Genomic DNA, 26,097 nt, shown 5'->3' on the forward strand with positions numbered 1-26,097 from the left:
CCCCCGCTATTTTTATTTATGAAGTATATGAGTTAGTACTTTAAGGCATGAAGTTATTAGCAGCAACCTCCCCCATCATAGTGAAAGGTAGATTCGGAAAAATAAATATCGTCCCTTTTCAAAGCTTGCAATGCCCCAGAGGTTTTATCACAAATAGCTAAAGGCTGATTTTTTAACAAAATATGACCGGCATTATCATCAAAATAATCATCATCACCATAATATATAGCGGCTTTTCCTGTAAATACGCATGGGCCATCATATGGCATTGGATCCTTAATGGCTGCAACTTCAATAGATTCAATATAAATTAATTCGTCTGTGGCATAATGTTTTGGATCCAGAATTCTGTAAGGTTTACGTGCTCTAATTTCTATTGTTCCGAAGCCCGCATCAGTTAACATTTTAGTGTATTCCGCTATTGGTATACTTCCGCTTAAGCACAAAGCGCGTAATCTATCATCATTGCGAAGTGTCTTATTCATAGTTTGTTCACAAGTAGGATCACTCATGACCAATTTTCCATGTGGTTTTAAAACCCGATACATTTCTGCAATAGCTTGTTTTAGGTCATCGGTTTTAAAAATATTGAACAAACAATTTTGTGCGGCAACATCTATACTATTATCTTCAATGGGCAGGTTCAGGGCATCCCCCTTAATAAGATCAACAAAATCTCTTTTAAACCAGGAGTTCTGAGCCTCGGCTTCAATAAAATTTTTTCGCGAAGCTTCAAGCATTTCATCAACTATATCAATACCTATAACTCCACCCTTTTGACGATTGAAATACGAAAATTGCAATAATTCCATACCTCCGCCAACACCAACATAAAGAATTTTAGGATTATTCGTCAGATCCCGTGCACGCACCGTACTGCCACATCCATAATTCATATCCTGCATATTACGGGGAATTTGTAATCCCGGTAATTCCCAAACCGGATTAGTGGTGCAGCAAAGTCCAACATCTGGAGTCAAAGCCGCTTCTTTATATAAATTTTGGGTTGCTTCTAAATAGCTCATTTTTTAGTTTTATAAAGGGTTTTAATTAATTCGTTAAATAAGGTAATCATATATGGTTGAGCTACACTTTCTAATTAGGCCTAAACCTCATAAATTTCAATATTCATGAAGTTTGATATTATTCGCTTTGGTCATAGTTTTAATCTATCTTAATTCCGGATTTCTATTAAAGACTATGATAATGTTTTTTATATTACAGATCCCTGACAACTACTGCCTGCTCCAGCAGTACAGCCATAACAATGTTGAAATACTCTAATGTTTCTATTTTGAAGCAGGTCCTCATTATATTCTTTTATATGCTTTACTTTACCTTCTACTTTTAAGTCAAGCATTTGGTTAAAATCACAATCATAAAGCCATCCTTCCCAGCTTATGGAAATTGTATTTGTACACATTACGTTTTTCACCGCTTCAGGATTGTATGCATCAACTAAGGCATACATATAATCTTCATAATTTTCAGATGCAATTAAATAATCTAAAAAACGGCTTATTGGCAAATTAGTGATCGCAAACAAATCATGGAATTGTATGTTAAAATCTTCAAGAAGTGCTTTTTTGAAATCTTTTTCCATGGATGTTTGGTCTCCAGGTAAAAAAGCTCCTGACGGATTATATACTAAATCCAATCTCAAATTACTTCCGGGCAAACCATATCCAACTGCATTAAGTTCCTGAAGCGCTTTAATTGATTTATTGAAAACTCCTTCACCCCTTTGCTTATCAGTTTTCCCGCGAGTCCAATGTGGCATTGACGAAACAATATGGATATTATTTTTCTTAAAGAATTCAGGTAAATCATAGTACTTTTTATTCGACCTAATAATGGTTAGATTAGACCTTACGATTATATCCTTAATACCAACTTTAAAGGCTTCCTCAACAAACCACCTAAAATTTGGATTCATCTCAGGTGCACCACCAGTCAAATCCAAAGTATGTGCTGCAGTAGATTTTATTACTTTTAAGCACTGTTCCATGATTTCTTTAGTCATGATTTCTTTTCGATCCGGACCAGCATCTACGTGACAATGTTCGCAAACCTGATTGCACATATACCCAAGATTAATTTGGAGTATCTCAAGCTGCCTTGGCTTTAACGGGAATTGATCAATCTCAGATATTTTATCTTTGAAAGTTGGTAGTTCACCGCTTTTAAAAATTCCGTTAGATAAAATTTCTAATTGCCTATTAACATTTGCTAATTCACTTTCTCTTTTCTTTAGGGACTTTGTTATCATTTATTATAATTACATTGATAATTTATTGTATTTGTTCATCATCTGAACACCGTGAACAAGAGTTGCTCCGCTTTCAATAGCCGCGCCAACATGAACCGCCTCCATCATTTCTTCCTTGGTCACACCACGTTGTAAACCATCTTTTGTGTATGCATCAATGCAATAAGGGCATTTTACAACATGTGAAACAGCTAGTGCAATTAACGATTTTTCACGGGCAGTTAGAGCGCCTTCTTCAAATACTTTACCGTAATAATCAAAAAATTTTGTTCCTAATTCTTCACTCCATTCTGTAATGCTCCCAAATTTTCTAAGATCTGCAGGATCGTAATAAGTTTTAGACATTCAAGTTAGTTTTATATTTAATTGCTAACGCCTGGTCGTTAGTCGAACGAAAATACTAAAGTTTACATTAAACTGGTTTATACCTAATTATATTTCCTGGCTTCTTCGGAAAGGCCTCCCCGGTATACCTAATGAGTTTAAAACGATTAATGGTGAGTTGCGATACAAGTTACGGCCTATTATAAACTGAACCCGAAAATATTAAACATCTGTTTTTATTTATTACTATTAATATTTTGGCAAAAAATTGCTTCATTAGCTGAAATCCCCCCAGCCCGTGAACACTGCACTTCTGTTTTTATTTAAGTATAAAACGTTTACCTTTGGCGGGTTATGAAAAAAATAAAATAGCCATGAAAAAAATCAAGGTTTTATTACACCTAATTGTATTCATATTTATTTTACAGGCCTGTTCATCGGACGACAATGCACCAACTGTAGACAATAGTGATGAGGTTGTGGGTAGCTGGAGATTAACTGAACTCAATATAAATCCGGCCCAGGATATAAATATGGATGGTAATACGACTACGAATATTTTGACTGAACTTCCCTGTGCTACTGGAACACTAATTATAAATAGTGATGGTACATGGAGTTCAACTATAGTTAATTTAGATATTGCTTCCATTACCGGCGGTCTTTTTGATATAAGGTGTGCCGATAATAGTAATACCTCTTCAGGGGTCTGGCAATTTCAAAATTCGCAATTGTCCTTATTTATTAATACCAGATTAATCTTGTATACCCTAAATAATGATAGGTTGACGAGCACTTCTAATGAAGACCTTCCAGGCTTTATGAGTGAAGTTTACGAAAAACAATAATCCATTATTTTTAATTCCTAAAGATTGAAGCTGAAAGAGGCATCTTTGAGTAGGTCGAACACATGTAATTTAAATTCCATGATTTCTACAATTATTGCGTAATATTTGATTTAAATAATAGAAATGGACTATATACTTAAACCCTGGCCCTGGTATGTTTCAGGACCTTTAATAACCTTAGTAATGTTATTGCTGATTTATTTTGGCAAAACATTTGGCATGTCAACTACACTGAGAACACTGTGCAGTATTGGTGGTGCCGGAAAATATTCTGATTTCTTCCGGTTCGACTGGAAAGCTTATCGTTGGAACCTCGTTGTAGTTCTGGGTGCAATTATTGGCGGCTTTATAGCTGTTACTTTTTTGTCTGATGGCTCCACCATCGCCCTAAATTCTCAAACCGTTGCAGACCTTGGCCAACTTGGATTTGGCAATGCAGGTGAAGATCTTTTACCCTCTGAAATTTATGCATGGGATAATGTTTTAACAGTTAAGGGAATGGCCATTCTTATTATTGCAGGTTTCCTGGTTGGTTTTGGAACACGCTACGCAGGTGGTTGTACTTCGGGTCATGCTATTACAGGGCTCAGTAATCTTCAATGGCCTTCGCTAATTGCGGTAGTTGGTTTTTTTATAGGGGGATTAATAATGACCCATTTTCTTTTACCCTTAATATTCGGACAATGAAAGTTTTAAAATTCTTATTGGTAGGTATTTTCTTTGGTATAGTCCTCGTAAAATCTGAAGCCGTTTCCTGGTACAGGATTTATGAAATGTTCAAATTTCAGTCGTTTCATATGTATGGCATCATTGGATCAGCAGTTTTTTTGGGCGTTTTGTTTGTTTGGTTATTTAAAATATTTAGTGTAAAAAATATTGAAGGAGATAAAATATACCTGATACCAAAAGACAGTGGCTTCATCCGTTATATTGTAGGTGGAACTGTTTTCGGTCTTGGTTGGGCACTTGCAGGTGCTTGCCCAGGCCCCTTGTATGTTCTATTGGGCACGGGTGTAATAAGTATGCTGATTGTTATTGCAGCCGCTGTATTTGGGACATTTGTCTACGGTGTACTAAAAAACAAACTTCCTCATTAATAAATGCTAATTTTTAATTTCTTCACAATATTATCAGAGGCGTTTCCTACATAAATCATATAATCCCCTTTTTCCAGACGCCAATTTGAAATAGATTCCTCGTAATATTTTAAATCAGCAATATCAATTGAAATTTCACCAGATTCTTTGGTTCCTTTTTTAACTTTTACTTTATCAAAACCCTTCAACTCTTTTATAGCCCTGTCCACTTTTGATTTCAGCTTTCCTACATATACCTGAACCACTTCTGCCCCATTTGCGTTTCCTGTATTGCTAACCGTGTATGCTATTTTTATGGACTCTGTTTCGGTATATTCAGATTTATCTGTTGTTACATCAGAAATAGCATAGGTCGTATAGGACAAGCCATGTCCGAATGCAAAAAGAGGTTTGATCTTTTTGGTATCGTGCCAACGGTATCCAACCAGAATATCGTCTTTGTAATGCTGGTTAATGCTATCCCCGGGATAGGAGATTTCACCATAGTAATGCGCGGCATTGTCTGTCAATTTCTTTGGAAATGAAAAAGGTAACTTGCCGGACGGATTTACAGTACCGCTTAGCACGTCAGCTATGGCATGACCAGCCTCACTTCCTATATACCACGCTTGCATGACCGCCTTAACTTCAGATAGCCAGGGCATGCCTACCGCATTGCCACTGACAAGCACAACCCCAACATTATCATTCACGTTCAGGATCTCATTTAAGAGTTCATCCTGACCAAATGGAAGTCCAAATTGTTGGCGATCTCCGCCTTCGCAATCCTGATGATGATTTTTATTTAATCCTCCGAAAAACAACACCACATCGGCCTGCGATGCAGCTATAACAGCTTCCTTTTTCAAAACCTCAGCATCTAATTCCGAAGGAATTACACGTCCATAGGCGGGGGGTCCGGAAGCATAGCCCATGGCATGAACAATAGTAGCATTCTTAAACCGTTCCCGGATTCCCTGCAGTGGTGAAATTTCATTCTTAGCCTTTAATTCCGATGAGCCTCCACCAACGGTCATTGCACGTGTTGCATTTTCACCAATAACCGCTATCGTTAATTTTTTATCAGTAGGTATTGGAAAAAATGAATCTTCATTCTTTAATAAAACCATTCCCTCAGCCCCGACACTTCTTGCCACATCCAGGTGTTCCTGATTATTCATTCTGCCAAAAGAACGATTGGGATTCATATTGGTCCTGAACATTAAACGTAAAATTCTGCGCACCTTATCGTCTACATATTTTTCCTCTATCTCGCCACTTTTTAACAATTCTAAAAATGGGTAAGCCAGATAATAATTATCATAGGCATTTTTTAGGGTAGTTGTTAATCCATCGGTACCGGTTCCCATTTCCATATCCAGACCATAAAGTGCGGCCTCTTTGGTATCATGGGCACTACCCCAATCGGTAATCACTACGCCATCAAAACCCCAATCATCCTTTAGAATTTTAGTAAGCAATCGTTCGTTATGGCTGCAAAATTGTCCCCTATACTTGTTATATGCACCCATAATGGACCAGGCCTGCCCTTCTTGAATCGCTGTTTTAAATGCGGGTAAATAAATTTCATATAAAGCCCTGTCACTTACTTCCACATTAATATGATTTCGCCATAATTCCTGATTATTAAGGACAAAATGTTTTACACAGGCGGCAACTCCATTTTGCTGTAGGCCTTGAATATATGGCACCACCATTATAGATGCCAAATATGGGTCTTCTCCCATATATTCAAAATTACGGCCGTTAAGAGGGGTGCGATAAATATTTACTCCCGGACCCAGAATAATATCTTTCTTTCTATAACGGGCTTCTTCTCCTATACTCTTGCCATAAGCTTTGGAAAGTTCAGGGTTAAAGGTTGCCGCTAAACTGGTTAGAGCAGGAAATGCTGTGATTGAATCATTGGTCCACCCGGCATATCCCCAATTATCCCAATTTATTTCTCCTCTAACCCCATGAGGGCCATCAGACATCCAGATTTCCGGAATTCCTAAACGAGGCACACCAGGAGTGCTAAATTTAGATTGGGCATGGCACATAGCCACTTTTTCTTCCAAGCTTAGTTGTGTTAGCAAGCGATCTATACTTGCTTCTATTTCCTTATTCATTTGATTTGTGGTTTGGGCATACATATCTGATGAACTAAAAAGTAGCACCATGAATGCTATTGCCAATAAAGCAGGTTTGCAGTGTACTTGATTTGTTCTCATAATTATTAAAAAGTTGTTAGTTAATTTTTATAAACCTTGATATAATCGATTACAAAATCCTGTGGAAAAATAGAATCATCCACTTCGGGGCCTCCAAAAGCCCCACCAATAGCCAGATTTAAAATGATATAAAATGGTTGATCAAAAGGCCAAACTTCTACTGATCTGTCCTCCGGAGAAAAGGTATAAATAAGTTGGTTATCCACAAAGAACTCGATCTTGTCTTTGGTCCAGTTAGCGGCGTATTCATGGAAACCAATTTCAATATCTTCTATCTGCACTTTTTTGGTATTTTTACTATTTCCATAGCTGTCTTTTGTATGCAATGTACTAAATACCATCCCTTGTTCTTTGCCTACATACTCCAGGATATCTATTTCACCACAAGTAGGCCATCCCACCTGGGAGATATTTGATCCCAACATCCAGAAGGCTGGCCATAAGCCATTACCAACTGGTAGTTTGGCCCTGATTTCAATCCTACCGTATTGAAATTCGAACTTGTTTTTGGAGGTAATTTTACTGGAAGTGTATATACCATCTTTAAAATTTGCATTCAAATATAAATAACCATCTGTTAGTGAATGATTAGACGTAGTATATACCTGGCGTTCGTTATTACCCCAGCCACACAGTTCCGGACAACCATCACCTAATTCAAAATTCCAGAATTTTTCATTAAGTCGATCCCCATCAAAATTTTCTACAAAAAGTAACTCCTTATTTTGAGCATTACTAATTGAGGTGGTTAGTAACAATAAAATGCCTATAATTAATTGATTTTTCATTAGCAAGATAAAAGGTCAAAACATTCAAATACGCACATAATGGAATTTTAGAGGATCTTGAGGTCTCCCCATTTTATAATTATGTTACGGGAATATTCGCGGATTGCCTAAGATATTTTCAGCTTTTAAATTGGTTGAATTATTTAGGTTTTCAGAACATCCATACATAAAAATAGATACTATTTATAAGTTTTTAAGCATATAATCCCTAGTTAGCCGTTTCATTAGAATACAGTTCTCTCATAACCAGTTTTGGAGTTCTGTCTACTTTAAATAATCCCCAGTGCTTTTCTGGTTCCAGAGCTTCCGATGATCCTTTCCATGGTTCATCAAAAGCTTCAAAAACAAATGTAAGAATGTCTGCTTCTTCGCACCAAGTAACTAAATCATTGTAGTAAATACGCTGATGTTCCTCACTCACATTCGTTGGGCAAATACCTCTTCCATTGGAAAAAGTTGTCCAACCAGCTTCAGTAATTACCACTGGTTTATCGGGATAGGTATCGGCTACGGCATAATAATTTTGTTTGGTATATTCCAGGGCTTCATGAATGTTCTTATACTCCCACACAGGGTATGTATGGATAGATATAAAATCTACTTCTTCTACCAGGTCTTTTAACTTATCAAGCCAGGGAAGATAATTTTCACAAAAAGTAACAGCTTGTTTGGCTCCTTTTTTAATCATCTTCACATAATTGATAACACTATCAACTGGTACATAGTGATCGGTCCAATCAACACAAGCCTCATTTCCTGCAGATAAAGAGAAAATGATTTCGGGGTACTGGTTTGCAAAATGAATCAATTTTTTAATCTGAGCGACATTTGTAATTTTATTTTTCTCCAGTTGTTCTTCAGAATATGATCCTCCCCAGGGACAACCATAATTATTGGCCTCTGCAACAATATAGGCACCGAGCATTACCTTGAAATTCAGCCTCTCTTTTTCAATTACTTCCAAAACAATTTCAGTATGCCTGTCGCAGTCATATAAGCGAAGGTATTTCCAATGGTTATGAAGCATTAAAAGATCCTCCTTTATCTCTTCATAACTTGGGTAAATCCCTCCGGGACTTTGTCCCTCTCTAAAACCAGAATAGCAAATTGCTTTTCCTGCTTCTATTTTTAATTCGTTAATGTAATTCATTTAACAATAATTAGTTATAAAATATAGTGGGCGATTCACTCTAAAATTTAAGATTTTCATCTTTATCCCAAAGGCCCCAATATGCACCAACATCACCTTCGGCTCCAACTTTCCATGACTCATCGAAGGATGAAAAATAGAACATTTGTATATCTTCTTCCTCAGACCACTTTTGTGAATTAATGAAATTTTTTATATAGTTTTCATATGATGGAAATGCACCTTCAAGACTGGTGCCTTTGCTAGGCCATCCGGTCTCAGAAATAATTACCTTCTTGCCATTACCAGCTTGTAGTGCCCTGTGATACATATCTTTCATGTACAGTAAAGAGTAATCCAGGTCACAGCCTTCCCAAAAGGGGTAACAGTTGGCCAAAATGACATCACATGCTTCGGTTATCCTGGGGCGATCAGCAAACTCATAATAGGCATCAACATAACCAACCGGAACATTAGGTAATGCTTCTTTAACCTGATATATAAACCCCAACAGTTCATCCTCTGTTAAATCACCCCTATACATGACTTCATTGCCAACGGCAGCGATATCAACATAACCTTCGTTCGCCAATTTAATTAGGTTGGCAATTTCTTGTTCATTAATTTTTGGATCATCACCCAACCATGCACCTACTAGTGTCTTAATGCCAAATTCATGCGCAATTCGAGGAATAGCCTCATTTCCATCAGTGCAGGAAAAGGACCGTATCCATTTTGTATATGGTTTGATAATTTCCATACGCCTTCGAATCTGTGCTTCCGTCATAAAATCCCCGGGCTTTTGACCTTCCTCATAAGGACTAAAACAAAGTCCGTGCATTCCATTCTTCAAAACCTGCTTACCTAAGCTTTTTAGCTCTTCTGTTGTTTTATCGGCATAATCAAGCGCTGCCAATGCTAATCTCTTTTCTATTCTTAATGACGACATAATCTTATTTTTAAAATTTTAGAAAAATTAATTCCGGCATCTTGCGTTTGATCGATTTCTTTTAAAGAAAACTGATGCCCTTTTCCATATGACATTATATTTTATTTAATTGTTATTTTTATTATAATTCTCCTCTACGTTCTATTAGTTTTGTTTTAATTTCTTTGGCTCTTTTCTCGGTAAGATCGTACTTCCACATCACCCATATAGCTAGTGCTGCTGTAAACGATGGGACTACTATATCAGCGATTCTAAGGTTGTTCATAGTTTCCAGAGATTGCTCGGTAACATTTGGATCAAATCCTACGATCTTTAAAATTAATCCTCCCAGAACAAGTGCGATGGCCTGACCTAATTTAACCATCCACCAATAAATGGCGCCAAAAGTGCCTTCTTTACGTGGCATACCATTTTCCAATTCATCTAAATCACACACATCGGCTGTCATAGACATCATCAAAGTAAATAATCCACCCATTCCGAAAGCAAATAAAGGAATCGGCAAAAATATAAGCCATGGAATTTCACTACCCGGATCTATGGAGAACCAAGACATTCCAATATCATCTAATATTGGGTTTAAAGCTTCGAAGATGGAGCCTATGGCTGAATTTAATCCTTTCCCTAACCCGGTTTCATTAAATTTACTATTTAGTTCTTTATCAAAACCCCACCATTTTAAGAGGTAGCCAGCAATTGATAAGGCCGTGGAAATTATAAAAGCCTTTCTCTTTCCCCATTTACCTGCCATTTTTGAAATAATGGGTATGACTAAAAATGCAGTAATCATTGCATTAATTGTATTAAACCAAGCTGGCCAGGTACCCGCTAGTTCGTAACTACCACTATACATATAAAATACAATAATGAAAACGCCAAATGCTGCTACAAGCTGAAACCCGTTAAAAACTAAAAACGTGGCTCCACATAACTTCATAAAAGGTTTGTTTTTAGAAACTTGAACTATTCCAACAAACAATTCTTTCATATTGGAAGCAAGTGTTTTGAAATTAATTTTTTTTCGGTTCTCCATATGTGAAGAATCAATACCCTTGCAAAATAATGCCGGTAGAATTCCAAAAACCACACACATTGTCCCTACAATAAGGGCCATAGTCCGGACTCCTTCTGTTTGGGTATTAAAGGTATTTGAATCTGGAATAATTACATACAGCCAAGGCACAATCATCCAGGCGATTTGTCCCATGCTGTTTGCAAAACTCATTAATCTCGTTCTTTCATTATAATCCGAAGTCATTTCATAGCCAAGACCTACCAATGGTGTTGCAAACATTGTATTACCAACAAGGAATAGAATTTGAACAACCATTACATGCCAAATGATATATGATTGTGAGGCATTATCATCAAGCTGCCACATCAAAAAGAAGAGTATTCCACTTATTATTGCCCCTATAAAAATGTAGGGTCTTCTTCGTCCCCATCTAGATTTTGTATTGTCAGAAATGAATCCCATTATGGGGTCGGTTATAGCGTCGAATATTCTTGGCAAACCTCCCAAAAGTCCGGCCCATAAGGGATCAACTCCCCAAGCTGTCAGTAAGAAAAATTGAATAAAAACACCTAGTGTTCCAGGTAATATGTTTAATATAAAATGACCTGCTCCAAAAGCGGCTTTTTGCCCAATAGGGACTTTATCTCTTTCGGCAGTTTTAATGTTTGACATATTATTTAGGTTTAGTTAGTAGTTTTTATACTTTATTCTTTTATGTTTGGTACTATCACCGTTTGTAATGCTTGTGCACTTATTTGTATATCGATATCTTTTCCATCTAAGGACAGGTTTATATTTTTAACCTGATCCCCTTCATTAAAAACTATAACAGCGATTGAACCATTCGGATTCCTGGCTGCTGTAACCATTAGTGTCTCATCTGAACTTTCAATTCCAATCCTTACAGCTCCCGGTCGTATATACTTACTAAAATGAGCAAGTGCATAATAGATAGGCGTAAAATACACCTCATCTTTTTCAGGATCGACGATAACAGGTGCAATACACCAATTTTTAAACCAATTTGGGCCTCCTTTTGTATCCAGAACCATGTTCCAATCTACCCAACCATCGACCCAATTGTTCAAGCAACCAATAATATCTCTTGCGTAACGATTTACTGGTGCATATTTAGGATGTAAATGTTTGTCTTTTTCTGGAGCCCAGTCCCAACCCCAATCGGTTGCTTCTTTTTCAAAATACCACTTATCATCTTGCCATACCGGAATTTCTGCATCTACACATGCTTCTGCTTGTATTAAGAGCTTATTTGGTGCTTTATTGTGAGCATATTGCAAAGTTTCAGGCATCCAATCGTACGTACTAGCATACCAATGAATCGCTGTTCCATCAAAATATTTTGAAGTTTCTTCATTTTTATACATTTCATCTACCCAGTCTTTTAAATGATCTCTATTTTGGTCGTAACCTAATATTTTGAGATCACCTTTACCATCTGCTTCCAGTTTAGGTCCTAAATGATTCATTACAAAATCATTCATTTCTTCAGCAGTAAAATGCATACTTTCCCAATTGTTACCATTTCCCAGAGGTTCATTTTCCACTGTGAATCCCCAAATGTCAATTCCTTCTGCTTTATAAGCGTCTACATATTTTGAGAAAAACAATGCCCAAGTATCGTAATATTCCGGAAGTAATTTACCTCCAACCCAATTGTTATTGTCTTTCATCCAGGGCGCTGCAGTCCAAGGAGAGCCAAAGATTTTGAATCCGTCCTTGGAAGCTGCCATGGCTTCCTTGATCATCGGAATTAAATCGTCTTGGTCTTCCTTGATAGTAAAATGCTCTAACTGTTTATCTCCTTCAACTGGCGTATAAGAATAATTGCTTAGTGAAAAGTCGCAAGAATTCATATGGGTACGTGTTAGCGAATAGTTGGCACCATCTTCACTGAAATAGGCATCAATTATTTTTTTGCGATTTTCTTTGCTCAATTTGTTTAATAAATATGCTGAAGACTCTGTAAATGCGCCTCCAAAACCAGTAATGGTTTGAAATTCTTCTTCCGGGAGCACTTTTATTTGTACTGCATTCTTCCCTTCAGGGAATTCAGTAATTCGTGTCAACTTATTTCCTGAAGCTGAAGATTCATATACTTCAACTGATAACTGTTCTGTTTTTTCATTACAGCTTATCATAAAAATGAGGAGAAGATTGAAAAGGTAAAAACTTAATTTTTTATATTTTAAGACTTCAAAGTACATGATTGAAAACTGTTTACTTTTATTTATTATTAGATAAACCTGTATATATATTTTTTACCACACTAAATGTTTCTTTTTTATTTCTATCAATATCCACTATTCCCCAAAACTCCTCATTTGGGGTACCATCATACGGAACACCAGTACTGTTTGGAGCCCATCCTCCCGGATCTTGTGTTTCAGGATTTCCAGCTTTCCACCATCCATCAGTAAATGAGAACATGGCCACACCGGAACAAATATCATTTGCACTAAAGACAGAATTTAAAATTTTCTTATTGGCATCTGCCTGTGCTTTTTCGTTAGTACCTTGATCGTAGCCATCTTTTGTAATGGTCATATAACTGTCTCCTCCAGCTTCGGATAAATACATTGGCTTAGAACTAATTGCACTCCATTCGGAAAAAATAGTTGTAGGATCATCATAGCGATACACATTCATTCCCCAAACATCAATGTTTTCAGATAATGAGAGGGCTAATGAATCAGGCAATTCGCCATGAGCAGTTGTAACAGGATGTGAAGGGTCGTTTTCATGTATAAGCTGAGCTGATTTATTCATTGCATTATACCAGTTTTTTATATCGCCATCAAACCATTCCGGATGGTAGTTATATTCGTTTCCCAGTTCCCAAAGCAATATGGCATCATGATTTTTATAAGTGTTGACATAATCGATAAACGTTCCCGAATGTATGTCGTTGATTCCTCCCTGATCATATCCAAAACCTATAATTACTTTGAGACCAGCTTCCTGAACCTGGTCAAGGACAGATTTGTCAGTGATTGGTTCATATACCCGGATTGTGTTTATACCTGCATCTGCCATTAAAGACAAATCTTGAGTTAAATTTCCAAAATCCCTTTTCTCACTCCCTTTAGGTACCGGATGATAACATATACCCTTAATTATATAGGGAGCATCATTTACCAATATTTGGCGTCCTGAAATGGTAACAATATCAGCTTTGGAATTACTTGCACATGAAACAAGAAAGCCGGTTAAAAGCAATAAAATGCCTTTTAAAAATTTTAATTCGAATTTTTTAATCATTTCAAACTTTTTAATTGAATGTTTTTTCAACATGACCCTGTTCAATTGGGTTTCAATTATTGAGGAGCTTTTGTTTCACTGGCTAAAGGCGGCACCAATACATCTTGCAACAGCGCATCCTTATCCCCATTGAATGTCTTTGTAATGGGTTTTCCATCTCGGGTCAACCCTTCAAACGTGCCATCATCTACCAAATTCCAAATTGGATATTTAGCCTGGCTTTTTAAATTTATTAGTCCGAAATGATTCTCTGAACCTTTTGCATTTTTAGCATCTTTCCATTGTTCATCAAAACCTTCAAAATAAAAACATGAAATACCCTCTGCATTGGTCCAGTCGCGCATGTGTTTGTAATACAGCGCTTGCTTATATTCATCGGTAGCCCTGGATCCTTCAGGCCCGTAATGTCCATTAGAGGTAGATGCCCAACCTGTTTCGCCAATATGAATTGGTTTGTCAACACCTATACTTTTCATATAGCCTGAAACACTGTCGTATTGAGACATTGCAAACTTTTTGGCCCTGAGCATGGCTGCATCTATCTTTTCAATATCGGATAGGTTTTCTTCTTCTTCGGGAACTCCCCAAAATTCAGGATTATAATGCGTATTATGATAAGGATAGGTATGCATAGAGACATAATCTACGGCATGATATAATTTTTCAAGATCTTCGGTATGATATTCAGTACCAAGTCCGCCCCAGGAGGCAAAGTCATCGGAACTTGTTATCCACAAATCTTTTGAAAGTTTTCCTGATTTTTTCAACTCTTGTAAATGGTTAACCCATTTTAAAATTACCGCTGGTTGCACATAATATTTAGCGGCCCATTTTACCATGGCCTCATTACCTACTGCAATTACCTTTACAATATCTGTATATTGATTAGCCAAATTAACTGCTACCTCAATTTCCGATGTATTGGCTTCATTTTCCTGGTCGTGATCTGGCTCCTTATCATTCCTGGCATTTTTGCAATCAATCCATGCACCCAACATGACGTACATTTCAAAGCCGGGATCTTCTTGTTTTAATTCACGAATAGCTTTTAATAAGTTAGTCGCTTCCGGCAAGTAAACTTTATAAGTACGCACAATTTTAATGCCCATTGCAGATAATAGTTTCATATCCTCTTTGAGTTCATCTAATGTAGGCTCAATATCGTGATCAGCATGTCTGTAACCGCCATAGGAGGATCACCAATAAAATGTACATGGTTGTTTTAATATTTTCTTTCATGTCTCTAAATTTATTTTTTAACGGATACAATAATTTGACTAATTTCTCCAGTACGTTCAAAAACTTTTTTGCTTGTTGCCAAATCAAGATTTAAGTGATCATATTCAAGAATTGCATCTCCGTTGAATACAACCTTCAAACCTTGTTTCTCTGCCAATTTGTAAATGATAGGAATTTGACAATAAGTAAAACAAAGTGATCCTTTCTCCAGTTCAATTTCTTTTATTTCCTTGTTGATATCAGTAAAGGTGAATTTCTTTGCCTTATTTAAGAATTCTTCTTTTCTCAACAAACGTGGATTAAACAATAATTTCCCGTCTCTCACGAATACTCCTAATTCCCCAAATCGGCTTAAAATATCTTCTTTTACCTGGCCTGTCATACCCGGTTGTTGAGCACCTTTTGTTGCTGGTGTATGGGAATAAGGGTCTGTTGGGAAAGCACCATATAATTCTGGTGATTTGTGAACTCCTATGCCTTCATTAATTTCGTAATAATGGTCTAATAACTTTCCTATAATTACTTCATTTTCCTTATTTTCTATGGCTAACAAACAAGTTTCCTGAACGCTTAATAACAATTTAGAAACCATGTGCCAATAGATTGATCCTAAACCTTCATAACCAAAGAAGGTTCCTGAACGTCCTGTAAAGGATTTGTGATCAAATATCTCTTCGAAAGTTTCTAGTAGCAAATCTTTATCTTCTTCAACCAATGCTCCATATTGTTCTCCCGGAAGCTGTGACAACGCATCTTTTAAGCTTTTTGCATTGTTAAATGTCCCATTAAAATGGTAGTTTCCTTGAACGTCCTTTACAACAATCTGGTTGTTTCCGTTACTTAAAAGTCGCTTTAATAAGGCTGATGCTTCGACTTTTTTGAAAGGGATATTGTTTTTTACATCAAATCTTGGTAATTCTTTGTCCGGATACAATATATAACTGTATTGATCTGGTCTGAACAAGGCACTACTTTTTAAAGCATCCAACAACTCTAATGATGCTTCTCCAGAGATATATCCAGAACTTAAAACGGCTACCTGACCTTCTAACATTTCTGGTAAGTAGGAGATAGAAACTTCTGAATTATTCTCAATCGTCATTATATTGTATGCATGGAATAAGTTGTCGTCCCTTTTATTGGCATCTATAGAATGATCTAAATACTTTTTGGAGATTTCTAAAAAGTGTATCAAATCATTTTTCGTAATGGTATCTTTATCACTTGAAAAACCATTCGCATAAATGCCTGTTCTATAATCACTACCTGCATTTCCAAGTCCGTCTAATACTGTCTTTCTATCTTTATCAGAAACTTTCCCTGAAAGGATCTTTTTATTTTTATTTAAAGTAGAGAGTACTTTGTTAAAAAATTCGGCTAATTCTTTAGAAACTTCATTGTCTTCATCTGACATATTTTTAACTACTCCTTCAAAGAAATTTAAAAATCGTCGTAAATAATACAAAGTCACCATCGATACGCCGTTTCCTACCAAGGCATTGTTAGCGTCATTCCATTCCGGCCTTTGTGTATTCATCCAGATTCCACCTTCTGGAATAAAGTTCGATACTTTTGCCAGAACCGTTACCAATAATTTTTCAACAAGATTAACTTTATAGATAAAATAATTTTCATCTCTAAGTAAGGCACCATCAGCACCTAATTCAGTTCTTTTTTGAGCAATCCTTTCATCTGATTCATGATCAAATTCAATAGTGTCTTTAGGGTTGATTAAGATATCTGAATAGCTTTTTATTTTGTAAGGCACATTGGCATATACAAAAATATTTTGTTTAAAGTACGTTGCTAATTTATTAGGGTAATAGTCTTCAATAAACTCCAAAAACTTTAATAGATAGATGATTTGATGATCTCCCCAATACCCAATATATGACCATGGATCATCCGGTTCTATGATTTCCCAATCAAATCCGTCTTTAGTTACACGGTAAGGGTTGTAGCCATCAAATGTAGTTGCATTTAAAAACTTATGGATCATACTTTCGATAAACTCCGGGTACGAATGTGCTAAAGCTTCCCAGTTTTGAAAAATATCTCTCCAGTTACCTTCATAGTCCAATATTTTAGAGCCATCTAATTCATTCGTTGTGTTAATTGAAAATCTGTTCCAGGGTCTACTTGGGTCACCATGTCTTCTACTAAATTTAAGAGGCATGTATTCAATAGCAATTCTTTTAAAGTTTTTATCCACATCTTTTTCCGCCAATGCATTCAAATGACCAAGTGTAAATACCTCAGGAAGATTATTTAAGAGACCTTCCTTTTTCTTAAATACTTTTTTGTTGGCGGTTTCAATATATTTTACAAAATCCCATTTTTCAATTTGATAACCATCATCAAAAATACCGCCACGCATGATGTTGAACAGGGTATTTGAAAAATGCCTGGTATCTCTCAATGTATCCGCCGTCAATTGCATACCATCTGAAGCTCCATTCAATTCCAATAAATGTTTGGACCCTAATTCAATATCTTCCTGAATTATAGCAATAACGTTTGTTTTCTTTTTAATCAATTCAGAAATTTCACTGATGTTGACCATTGATTGGTTGACATTGGCAATTATCATCCAGGTTTTATCCGAATCAGGCTCTAAAGTTAAATCTGCGCAAAGAAAATAAGCTCCTTTTTCAGCTTTTATGTCAACTTCCTGTTCAATTTCTATTCCTCTTCTGAACTTATCAAGTTGTAAGGAAGAGACCAAATATTTTGCGTTTTCAATTCCGGTAGACCAGGCAATTGTGGCTTTTAAGGCTTCACTGGGTTCCGCTTTATCAACAATTATCGCACTCAGTGCAAATACGCCAATGCCAACTTCTGCTTCAAGCTCATTTTTTTTGTAAGCATCGACCAGGTTACTTTGTCTATTCTGCAAGTCGGATGTTACTCCGTAAGGAATGATATTTTGAATACCGTCCAATACCGTTACTTGTATCTCATTTCTGGTATCATTGACCAATGTAGATTTTTTTACGAATCCGTATTCATCGCTCGAGCACCATTGGTACCTGAAAGTAAGGCCCAGATCTTGATTGATTTCCTCAAAAACAATCTTGTTCCCATAAAAGTTTTTATACAGATTTCTTTGAGTCTTATATATTCCGGAATATCTATCGGAAAAAGGTTCCCATAAATGGGTTTTGCCATCAGCATGTATTTGAAGTATAGTTTTACTTCCTGTAATATCTGCTGATTCAGTAATTTTATCATCCGAATAATAAGGGAACAAAGATGATTCACTGTTTTTTCTTCCTGCTGTTAATCCTCCATTGCTGGATATAAACATCCAATGGTTTGAATTGCTGACAATGCTCATGAAAAACGGTCTCATGACATTGCTGTTTGAAATTTTATAAAAATTTTCATTTTGAAGACGTACAGGTTCTCCTTTTATCTCAGGTTTTTCAAAATGAGCTTTAATATCGCCGAAGTATATTGGGTGTTGATTCATTTATTGATAATTTGATTGTTCTTAACTTAAAATCCTTTTTCTCAGGATTATACCTGCATGAAAAAAAGCACAAAAACAAACTAAAAATATAATTTGTCTCATATTTTAATCTATTTCCTAATTAATATTTCCTGAACTTCTTCAAGGGTTCGTCCTTTGGTCTCGATAACGAATTTATATACAAAGAATATGGCGCAGAAGGATAATAGAGCGTATAAGGCGAAAGTTACTGTAGGTCCCAGATTGGATAATTCCCAGGGAAATACCTGAGTAACAGAAAAACTTACCAAAGAGTTAAAAAAGCCCACTACCGAAATTGCAATTCCTTTTATCTTGCTTGGGAAGATCTCAGAAATCAAAGTCCACATAACCGGTCCAAGCGAAATGGCAAAAGCGGCAACATACAGAAGAATAGCAATTAAAACTAAAGTAGCATTAATCTGTATAAAATTGGTTATTTCATTTCGTTTGAATTGCAGGAACAGGTCCTGATCCATTGCAGGCTCTACCTCTTCGAAAAGGGCAGTCTGGCTATCGAACGACTTACCGTTGAAATCTGACAATGCCGTTCTAATTTCATTGTTACTAATTTTGGCCAGGGTGTTATCATTAAAATCATAGGTCGCATTATTAAATGCAAAAGCAGCCATTAAAAGTGCAATAGTCATAAAGGAAGTTCCTATCAGCAAAAGGGGTTTTCGGCCCAGCCTGTCAATTAACCAAATGGCTACTAAGGTAAACACCAGGTTGGTAAGTCCTACCACAATTGCCTGTAAAAAAGAAGAATCCGTGCTTCCACCTGCTTGTTCAAATATGGTTGGGGCATAATAAAAGACCGCATTAATCCCAGTAATTTGCTGAAAAAAAGCAATGCCTATGGCAATTATCATAATGGTGCGATTTCTGTATTTAAACAGATCGGATAGTTTACCTTTTTCTTCGGTAGATGACATTCCGCGTTGGATTTCAGCAATGGTCAGTTCGGCATACTCTTCACCACCTATTTTAACAAGGATCTTTCTTGCCAGTTTAACCTGATTCAAATTCCTGATCAACCATCTGGGACTTCTTGGTACTGTAAAAAGTGCTAAAAAATAAATAGCTGCAGGAATGGCCTCAACACCCAACATATAGCGCCAGCTTTCCCCTTCCATATTTACAAGAAAGTAATTGGAAAAATATGCAACGGAAATTCCAATTACTATATTCAATTGGTTGAATGAAACCAAGCTACCCCTTAGTTTAGGAGGTGCAATTTCTGCGATATAAATTGGTGCTATTAAAATTGCGCCGCCAATTCCAATACCTCCTATAATCCGGGCAATAATAAATTCTGTATAACCGGTTGCCATTGCTGACCATGAAGCAGAGATAGTAAAAAGTGCTGCTACAATAATTAATATCTTCTTTCGGCCGAACATATCGCTCATAGGCCCCGCCAATAAATTTCCGGCCATTGCCCCGAAAACTACACAGCCAACTGAGAATCCAAGCATCCATTCTGTCATTTCAAAGTAGACCTGAATCCCCTTGACCGCACCAGAAATAACGGCACTGTCAAAACCCAATAAAAACCCTCCAAGAGCAACTATAAGGCTTATGAGTATGGTATAGGACTTATTCATTTTTGTTTCTGAATGACCTTCTACCATGTCTTTGAGTTTTATTTGGTTTGTTATTTAGTTTGTTTTATTAGTAATCATATTAATTACTATTCTGACATCACAATGGTTTGTATTCCGTGTCCGGGAATATCAACTTTTGCTGTTTTTGAATTCATTGTAACGCTGTATTCTAGGAGATCATCACTTTGATTCATTGCAACGATCACTATACTACCGTCTTCATTTACAAATGCAGTTGACAGCAAAGAATTTGAACTTGAAACACTGCTAATTCTTTTGGCACCGGGACGGATAAATTTTGAAAAATGTCCTATATAATAATATGAATAAGTTAATGTAAGTTCTCCTGTTTTGGTGTCTCCATGTGCCGGAGCAAAACATAAATTCCCCACATGGTTGGGACCTCCTGTTTCATCCAATAAAATATTCCAGTCTGTCCAGGCAACAGTACCATTGTTAAAGTCATTTATCATAGACCTTCCATATCGTTCGGCAAGTCTTACTTCCTCTATTTTGGTAATATCATAACCTTCGTTACAGCCTTCAGTAAAAATCAAATTCTTTTCCGGAAATACCTCGTGAACATTTTGCACATTATCGAACATTGGAATACCATCTTTCCAATCTTCATACCAGTGAAAGCCCACTCCCCAAACATATTTAGCCGCCTCCGGGTCATTTAGAATAACACTGGCACGCTGAAAAAGGAGATCCCTGTTATGATCCCAAACAATGATATTTTTATTGCCCATCCCCTCATTTTCCAGTGTTGGTCCCAGGTAGTTCTTTAAAAAGTCACGTTCTTCTTCTGCCGAATAAATACAAGATTCCCAGCGCTGTACGGCCATAGGTTCATTTTGTATGGTAAGGCCCCAAATAGGAATGCCTTCTGCCTCATAGGCCTCTATAAATTTTACATAATAATTGGCCCAGGGTTGATAAAACTCCGGCTTTAATTTCCCGCCCTGCAACATATTGTTGTTCGTTTTCATAAATGCCGGCGGACTCCAGGGACTGGCATACATAGTTAATTCACCCCCTGCCGCTTCAATCGCCTTTTTGGTAAATGGAAGCCGGTATTGGCGATCGTGATCAATATTGAATGTTTTTAGCTCAGCATCTCCTTCTTCTACATAGGTATAACTCCCAGTTGAAAAATCACAACTATGAATAATAGTTCTCCCCAAAGAATATCCAATACCATTTTCTTTGCTGTAGTAGGCTTCTAAAAATAATTTCTGATTTTCCTCTGACAGTTTATAAAAAGTCTCTGCAGCTGCGTCAGTCAAAGCCGCACCAATTCCTAATAAAGTTTGAAATTGCTTATTCGGATCAACCAGTACGTCAATTTCAGTCTCTAAAGGTTGTTTAAAATCATTGAATGCCAATGCTCCTGTCTCAGAAAGTTTTAGATCGGTCTTATGGGCAGTAGTATAAATGCTGGCATTCATGTCTGTCGTAGATATTATTTTTATTTCAGGTTCTGCAACCAATTTTTCGGGCGATTCTTTTTCTTTGGTTGAGCAATTAACGAATAACAGTGATAATGATAGCATAGCCGCTATTCTTTTAACCATCTGCTGCTTATTTCTTTGTTTCATTTTAAGAGACATTTAGATTACTATTGAAATTACAGTGATAAACTGATGCCTGACTATAGATTCCAGTAAAGGAACTAATTTAAGGAGTACTTTTTTTAAGTAATTCTTGAGTACAATTTGCCACCTAAAGAGCACGAACATCGTTATCCTGTACAATTTAATCAAAAAAAGGTTAGGGGAACCAGCTAACCTTTTTTCTGCTAAACAAATTAACTAAAGAGAATTATTGATATACCCTTATATAATCTACTTCCATAGTTGACTGTGTAAAAGCAGGGTCTATTGTACCACCCAAATCACCGCCCATAGCCACATTTAAAATAAAGAAGAAATCTTTATTAAATGGTAAACTACCATTGTTCTCCAGTGTTCCATAAGGTTCATTATCTATTAAGAATGTAATTTCTCCTGCCGTCCATTCTATGCCGTACAAATGAAAATCATCAGAAGCCCCAGGAAGTGTTGTTGTAACGGAGCGTGCATTTCCGGCAAAATTATTTGGATCATGTGTAGACCCCAGGATAACATCCTGGTTATTGCCAACATGCTCCATAATATCAATTTCCCCTGCCGCGGGCCATGGATTAGTCAAAAGGTCTCCGCCAAGCATCCAAAGTGCCGGCCAGGTTCCTTCTCCGGTAGGTAGTTTTGCTCTGATCTCCACCCTTCCATATTGAAATTCAAAATTATCAAGTGTCTGAATCCTGGCAGAAGTATACCCACCACTGCCATCTGCAATAGCAGTAATCTTGAGTAAATCGTCCTCGACGATAATATTGCTGGGATCGTTAGTATAGATTTGCTCTTCATTGTTAACTCCCAAATCGCCCAAATCATAGTTCCAAATGGCAGGGTCGGGAGCGCCTGCAACATCGAACTCTTCTGACCAGAAAAGGGTATTAAATTCTGATTCGAACGCTGCATCGGGGTCGTAATCCTCCGGTCTGAATTGATGGTAATAGGCAATCTCTATAGTTTCCAGTATGGGTTGATGATCTCCGCGTACGTGTAAAAAGTCGTCCGTGAGTTCAATAATTTTATACCTGGTAGCGCCAGACCAGAAGGAAAGCGTACTGTTTTCCACTTCCAAATATAATTCGCCATCCTCTTCCACAACCAGAAAGCTGGTATCTGTATCAATGCTTTTTACCGCCGTACTATTGGCGGTTGAAATATCGTGACATTCATCTACAAATTGTTGCGGTGTAGCATTTGGAAAGAAATATTGTACGTCGGCCCATCCAATAAGCGTTTCATCATTAACTCCTGTTTCTAACTGATAGCCGTAGCTATCGTTTTCATCATAGGAAAATACCAAAACATCATCATAAAGACATGGATTCATACTGTTCGGCGGTGCCGGAAAACCATCATTCTGCTCATTAAAGGCCGCATCTGCTCCCCAATGCCCGGTCTCTTCTTTATTCCAAACCCATCTCTTTGTACCATCACCAGCCAATTTCTGCAAAATAGCAGGATCTATCAATAGTCTTACATCCAGATCAATACTAATCGATTCTGAAGAGGCAGTTCCACCTGCACCATATGCCACAACAGTGATTATCTGGGAATACTCACCAGATTGGGTATATTGGAACGTTGCCGGTTCACCGGGTCTTACCACTACAGGCTCATTATTCTCTTTGAAAATAACATGAATATTAAGGGCATTATCTGCAGTTGTCGTTACCGAAACATTTCCGGATTGGTCACTCGCAATATCTGTCGCTATACTTAAATTAGTGGGTACTATTAAGGTTGTCAATCCGGGTTCATCTTCCTGACAGGCCATAAAGACCAGAAAAATCAGTAAAAATGAACCATATCTTTTTATTACCTTCTTCATATTAAATATTTTTAGTCTTGTGTTATATCATCTATATAATAGATAGATCCATCTCCCGCAGGCTGACCAACATCATCAAAATCGGGGAATATTACAATCTTATCATACCCATCTGCAGGATTAACAATTCCTGAGAAATCATAGGTTAATGTAACCCAGCTATTAGCGGTTGCCAAGGTTTGATCAAGTTGATAAGTTACTGCCCCACCTCCTTCTTTTTCTATTTGGAAGCGCACATTGATACCTGCTTTAGGTGACCAGATTTTAAAAGAAAATGACTGACTTGTACTTATATCCATATCCGCAGGGAAAATCTGAAACATCCCCGAATACCAGGCAGCACCAGCTGCTTTATTGAATTCAAAAACGGTAGCTGAAGTATTTATTCCTGTTTGATCTGGATTAGCAATCGGCTGGCCGGTAACTCCCTGTGAGTCTTCGAATACACCTGACAGTGTTTCATTCATCTCAAAGCCAATCGGAAAACTTGTTGCCACGGTTGGCGGAGGAACACCTTGTTGTATGTCATCCACGTAATAAACAGAACCATCACCAGCAGGCTGCCCGACGTCATCAAAATCAGGGAAGATGACGAATTTATCATAAGCATCTGCCACATTTACAAGACCTGAGAAGTCATAGGTTAAAGATACCCACTCGTTTGCCGTTGCAAGCGTTTGGTCTACGAAAACGGTAGGACCGCCTCCGCCTCCTTCTTTCTCTATCTGGAAGCGCACATTGATACCTGCTTTAGGCGACCAGACCTTAATGGTAAACTGTTGTGTTGTACTAATATCAAAATCGGCAGGGAAGATCTGGAATAATCCAGAATACCATGCGGCTCCGGCTGCTTTATTAAATTCAAATACTGTTGAAGACATATTAATACCTGATTGATCGGGATTAGCTATTGGTGCACCCGTTACTCCCTGAGAATCCTCAAACACTCCGGAGAGGGTCTCGTTCATTTCAAAAGAAATTGGGAAGCTAGTAGCTACTATTGGACCTTCAGAACCTTGAATAACATCGTCTAAATAATAAATGGAACCGTCTCCGGCAGGTTGACCCACGTCATCAAAGTCCGGGAAGATCACGAATTTATCATAAGCATCAGCAGCATTTACAAGGCCTGAGAAGTCGTAACTTAAGGAAACCCACTCGTTTGCCGTAGAAACTGTTTGATCTACAGATACTGTAGGTCCGCCTCCACCACCTTCTTTTTCGAGCTGGAATCTTACATTAACACCAGCTTTAGGTGACCAGATCTTAATGGTAAATTCCTGGCTTGCATTTAGATCAATATCTTGTGGAAATATATGGAATATACCGGAATACCAGGGGGCACCATCTGCCTTATTAAACTCATAAACCGTTGCAGAGGTATTTAGTCCCGATGCATCCGGATTAGCTATCGGTGTTCCTGTAACGCCACCACTTTCTTCAAACACACCAGAAAGGGTTTCATTAGATTCAAAATCAATCGGGAAACTTTCAGCCAAAGTAAATACTGAATCATTTACTGTTACCACTTCAGAAATTTCTATTGTAGCTGCTCCCGCACCACGAGCCACTATACGAATTGTATAGTCTCCAGCTACTTCATAAACATTTACAGCCGCCTCTCCTGCCATAATAATTGTGGGTTCCTCATTTTCCACATCCCCAAAATAAATATCGAAAACTGTTGCTCCAGTCGCTGTAGGTGTGACTGTAATTTCTAGTGCATTAGTTTGTTCTATTGTGGCCTCCAGATCTGTTGGAGCAGCAAATGAAATGGTTACTATCCGACTTAACTCGCTTTTTAACCCTGATAATCCAATGGCAACAATTTTTAAAGTGAATTCTCCTTCTGCATATACATGAACGACGGTTTCACCAAGGGCTACAAGTGAAGGTTCCTCATTTTCAACATCCCCGAAATAAACCTCAATCGTCCTGGGCAATATTAAATTCTGCACTAACATCTGTAGGGGCAGATATTTGCTGCAATGCATATGAAGTCTCCTTCTTTGTGCACGCATTAAATAAGTTGATTACTAAAAATAGTACCGATAATTGCTTTATAATTTTCATTTTTTCAAAGTTTATTTTTATTAATAACCAGGGTTTTGTGCCCATCTGCTTCCTGCCAATTCAATTTCGATAGACGGAATTGGGAATAATTCATTTTTTCCGGATGTAAAACCATCAATTTGCTGAGCTGCACGGCCGGTTCTTACTAAATCAAAAAAGTGATGGCCCTCCCCAACTAGTTCAACCCTTCTCTCGTTATATATGGCTGTCGTCAATGAATTACCTGTTGCAGTTACATTTCCTAAACCGGCTCTGTTTCTTACCCTATTTAAAAATTGCTGTGCTTTATTGTCATCAATACCTCCTCTATTAAAAGCTTCGGCAGCCATT

Annotated in this window: 21 protein-coding genes; 3 read left to right on the plus strand and 18 right to left on the minus strand. The window is 37.3% G+C overall.

Annotated features, from left to right (window positions below):
• Positions 1-56 precede the first annotated feature (56 nt).
• The 3 genes from arsM to Q0X66_RS04600 form a co-directional block, all read right to left on the minus strand.
• Positions 57-1,025 (minus strand): arsenosugar biosynthesis arsenite methyltransferase ArsM, encoded by a 969-nt coding sequence (arsM, locus tag Q0X66_RS04590; RefSeq protein WP_297703662.1) that lies wholly within the window; start codon positions 1,023-1,025, stop codon positions 57-59.
• Positions 1,026-1,213: 188 nt separating this feature from the next.
• The gene (gene arsS / locus Q0X66_RS04595; RefSeq protein WP_297703665.1) at positions 1,214-2,269 is read right to left on the minus strand and encodes an arsenosugar biosynthesis radical SAM (seleno)protein ArsS; all 1,056 of its coding nucleotides are present in this window, start codon (positions 2,267-2,269) and stop codon (positions 1,214-1,216) included.
• 9 nt (positions 2,270-2,278) lie between these two features.
• Positions 2,279-2,614, minus strand: coding sequence for an arsenosugar biosynthesis-associated peroxidase-like protein (locus Q0X66_RS04600; protein ID WP_297703667.1), 336 nt, complete (start codon positions 2,612-2,614; stop codon positions 2,279-2,281).
• 353 nt (positions 2,615-2,967) lie between these two features.
• Between Q0X66_RS04600 and Q0X66_RS04605 the strand changes: the two genes are divergently transcribed.
• The 3 genes from Q0X66_RS04605 (at position 2,968) to Q0X66_RS04615 (ending at position 4,538) form a co-directional block, all read left to right on the plus strand.
• Positions 2,968-3,441 carry a hypothetical protein gene (locus Q0X66_RS04605; protein WP_297703669.1) on the plus strand — a complete coding sequence of 158 codons (474 nt, stop codon included), beginning with the start codon at positions 2,968-2,970 and terminating at the stop codon, positions 3,439-3,441.
• A 123-nt stretch (positions 3,442-3,564) separates the two neighbouring features.
• Entirely contained in the window at positions 3,565-4,128 is a 564-nt protein-coding gene (locus Q0X66_RS04610) for a YeeE/YedE thiosulfate transporter family protein (protein WP_297703671.1), read from the plus strand.
• Positions 4,125-4,538 (plus strand): DUF6691 family protein, encoded by a 414-nt coding sequence (locus tag Q0X66_RS04615; RefSeq protein ID WP_297703673.1) that lies wholly within the window; start codon positions 4,125-4,127, stop codon positions 4,536-4,538. Before Q0X66_RS04610 ends, Q0X66_RS04615 begins: the two co-directional genes overlap by 4 nt.
• Here Q0X66_RS04615 and Q0X66_RS04620 read toward each other — a convergent pair.
• The 15 genes from Q0X66_RS04620 to Q0X66_RS04690 all read right to left on the minus strand — a co-directional run.
• A complete protein-coding gene (locus Q0X66_RS04620) occupies positions 4,535-6,700 on the minus strand; it encodes a glycoside hydrolase family 3 C-terminal domain-containing protein (protein ID WP_297703707.1) in 2,166 nt (721 codons plus the stop codon). The genes Q0X66_RS04615 and Q0X66_RS04620 overlap by 4 nt on opposite strands.
• Positions 6,701-6,771: 71 nt before the next feature.
• Complete coding sequence (locus tag Q0X66_RS04625) at positions 6,772-7,539, minus strand: glycoside hydrolase family 16 protein (RefSeq protein ID WP_297703675.1); 768 nt, start codon at positions 7,537-7,539, stop codon at positions 6,772-6,774.
• Positions 7,540-7,747: 208 nt separating this feature from the next.
• A complete protein-coding gene (locus Q0X66_RS04630; RefSeq protein ID WP_297703677.1) occupies positions 7,748-8,689 on the minus strand; it encodes a glycosyl hydrolase family 17 protein in 942 nt (313 codons plus the stop codon).
• A 40-nt stretch (positions 8,690-8,729) separates the two neighbouring features.
• Positions 8,730-9,617, minus strand: a complete 888-nt coding sequence (locus tag Q0X66_RS04635; protein ID WP_297703679.1) for a glycosyl hydrolase family 17 protein — start codon at positions 9,615-9,617, stop codon at positions 8,730-8,732.
• Positions 9,618-9,738: 121 nt separating this feature from the next.
• Positions 9,739-11,304, minus strand: a complete 1,566-nt coding sequence (locus Q0X66_RS04640) for an MFS transporter (RefSeq protein WP_297703681.1) — start codon at positions 11,302-11,304, stop codon at positions 9,739-9,741.
• A gap of 32 nt (positions 11,305-11,336) precedes the next feature.
• Positions 11,337-12,791, minus strand: a complete 1,455-nt coding sequence (locus Q0X66_RS04645; protein ID WP_297703683.1) for a glycoside hydrolase family 30 protein — start codon at positions 12,789-12,791, stop codon at positions 11,337-11,339.
• 85 nt (positions 12,792-12,876) lie between these two features.
• Complete coding sequence (locus tag Q0X66_RS04650; RefSeq protein ID WP_297703685.1) at positions 12,877-13,911, minus strand: glycoside hydrolase family 2 TIM barrel-domain containing protein; 1,035 nt, start codon at positions 13,909-13,911, stop codon at positions 12,877-12,879.
• Between the two features lie 56 nt (positions 13,912-13,967).
• Positions 13,968-15,038 (minus strand): glycosyl hydrolase family 17 protein, encoded by a 1,071-nt coding sequence (locus Q0X66_RS04655; RefSeq protein ID WP_366938667.1) that lies wholly within the window; start codon positions 15,036-15,038, stop codon positions 13,968-13,970.
• Positions 15,039-15,160: 122 nt separating this feature from the next.
• Positions 15,161-18,622, minus strand: a complete 3,462-nt coding sequence (locus Q0X66_RS04660; protein ID WP_297703687.1) for a hypothetical protein — start codon at positions 18,620-18,622, stop codon at positions 15,161-15,163.
• A 110-nt stretch (positions 18,623-18,732) separates the two neighbouring features.
• Positions 18,733-20,274: a sugar porter family MFS transporter gene (locus Q0X66_RS04665; protein ID WP_297703689.1), complete on the minus strand. Its 1,542-nt coding sequence runs from the start codon at positions 20,272-20,274 to the stop codon at positions 18,733-18,735.
• A gap of 59 nt (positions 20,275-20,333) precedes the next feature.
• Positions 20,334-21,848: a glycoside hydrolase family 30 protein gene (locus tag Q0X66_RS04670; protein ID WP_297703692.1), complete on the minus strand. Its 1,515-nt coding sequence runs from the start codon at positions 21,846-21,848 to the stop codon at positions 20,334-20,336.
• 223 nt (positions 21,849-22,071) lie between these two features.
• Complete coding sequence (locus Q0X66_RS04675) at positions 22,072-23,694, minus strand: glycoside hydrolase family 16 protein (protein WP_297703694.1); 1,623 nt, start codon at positions 23,692-23,694, stop codon at positions 22,072-22,074.
• A gap of 11 nt (positions 23,695-23,705) precedes the next feature.
• A complete protein-coding gene (locus Q0X66_RS04680; RefSeq protein ID WP_297703697.1) occupies positions 23,706-25,652 on the minus strand; it encodes a hypothetical protein in 1,947 nt (648 codons plus the stop codon).
• A complete protein-coding gene (locus tag Q0X66_RS04685; protein ID WP_297703699.1) occupies positions 25,621-25,767 on the minus strand; it encodes a hypothetical protein in 147 nt (48 codons plus the stop codon). The genes Q0X66_RS04680 and Q0X66_RS04685 overlap by 32 nt, the downstream gene beginning before the upstream one ends.
• A gap of 20 nt (positions 25,768-25,787) precedes the next feature.
• Positions 25,788-26,097 (minus strand): RagB/SusD family nutrient uptake outer membrane protein (locus Q0X66_RS04690; protein ID WP_297703701.1); only part of this gene is annotated, 310 nt, incomplete at its 5' end.

The organism is uncultured Eudoraea sp., assembly GCF_947260015.1.
Classification (GTDB): Bacteria; Bacteroidota; Bacteroidia; order Flavobacteriales; family Flavobacteriaceae; genus Eudoraea.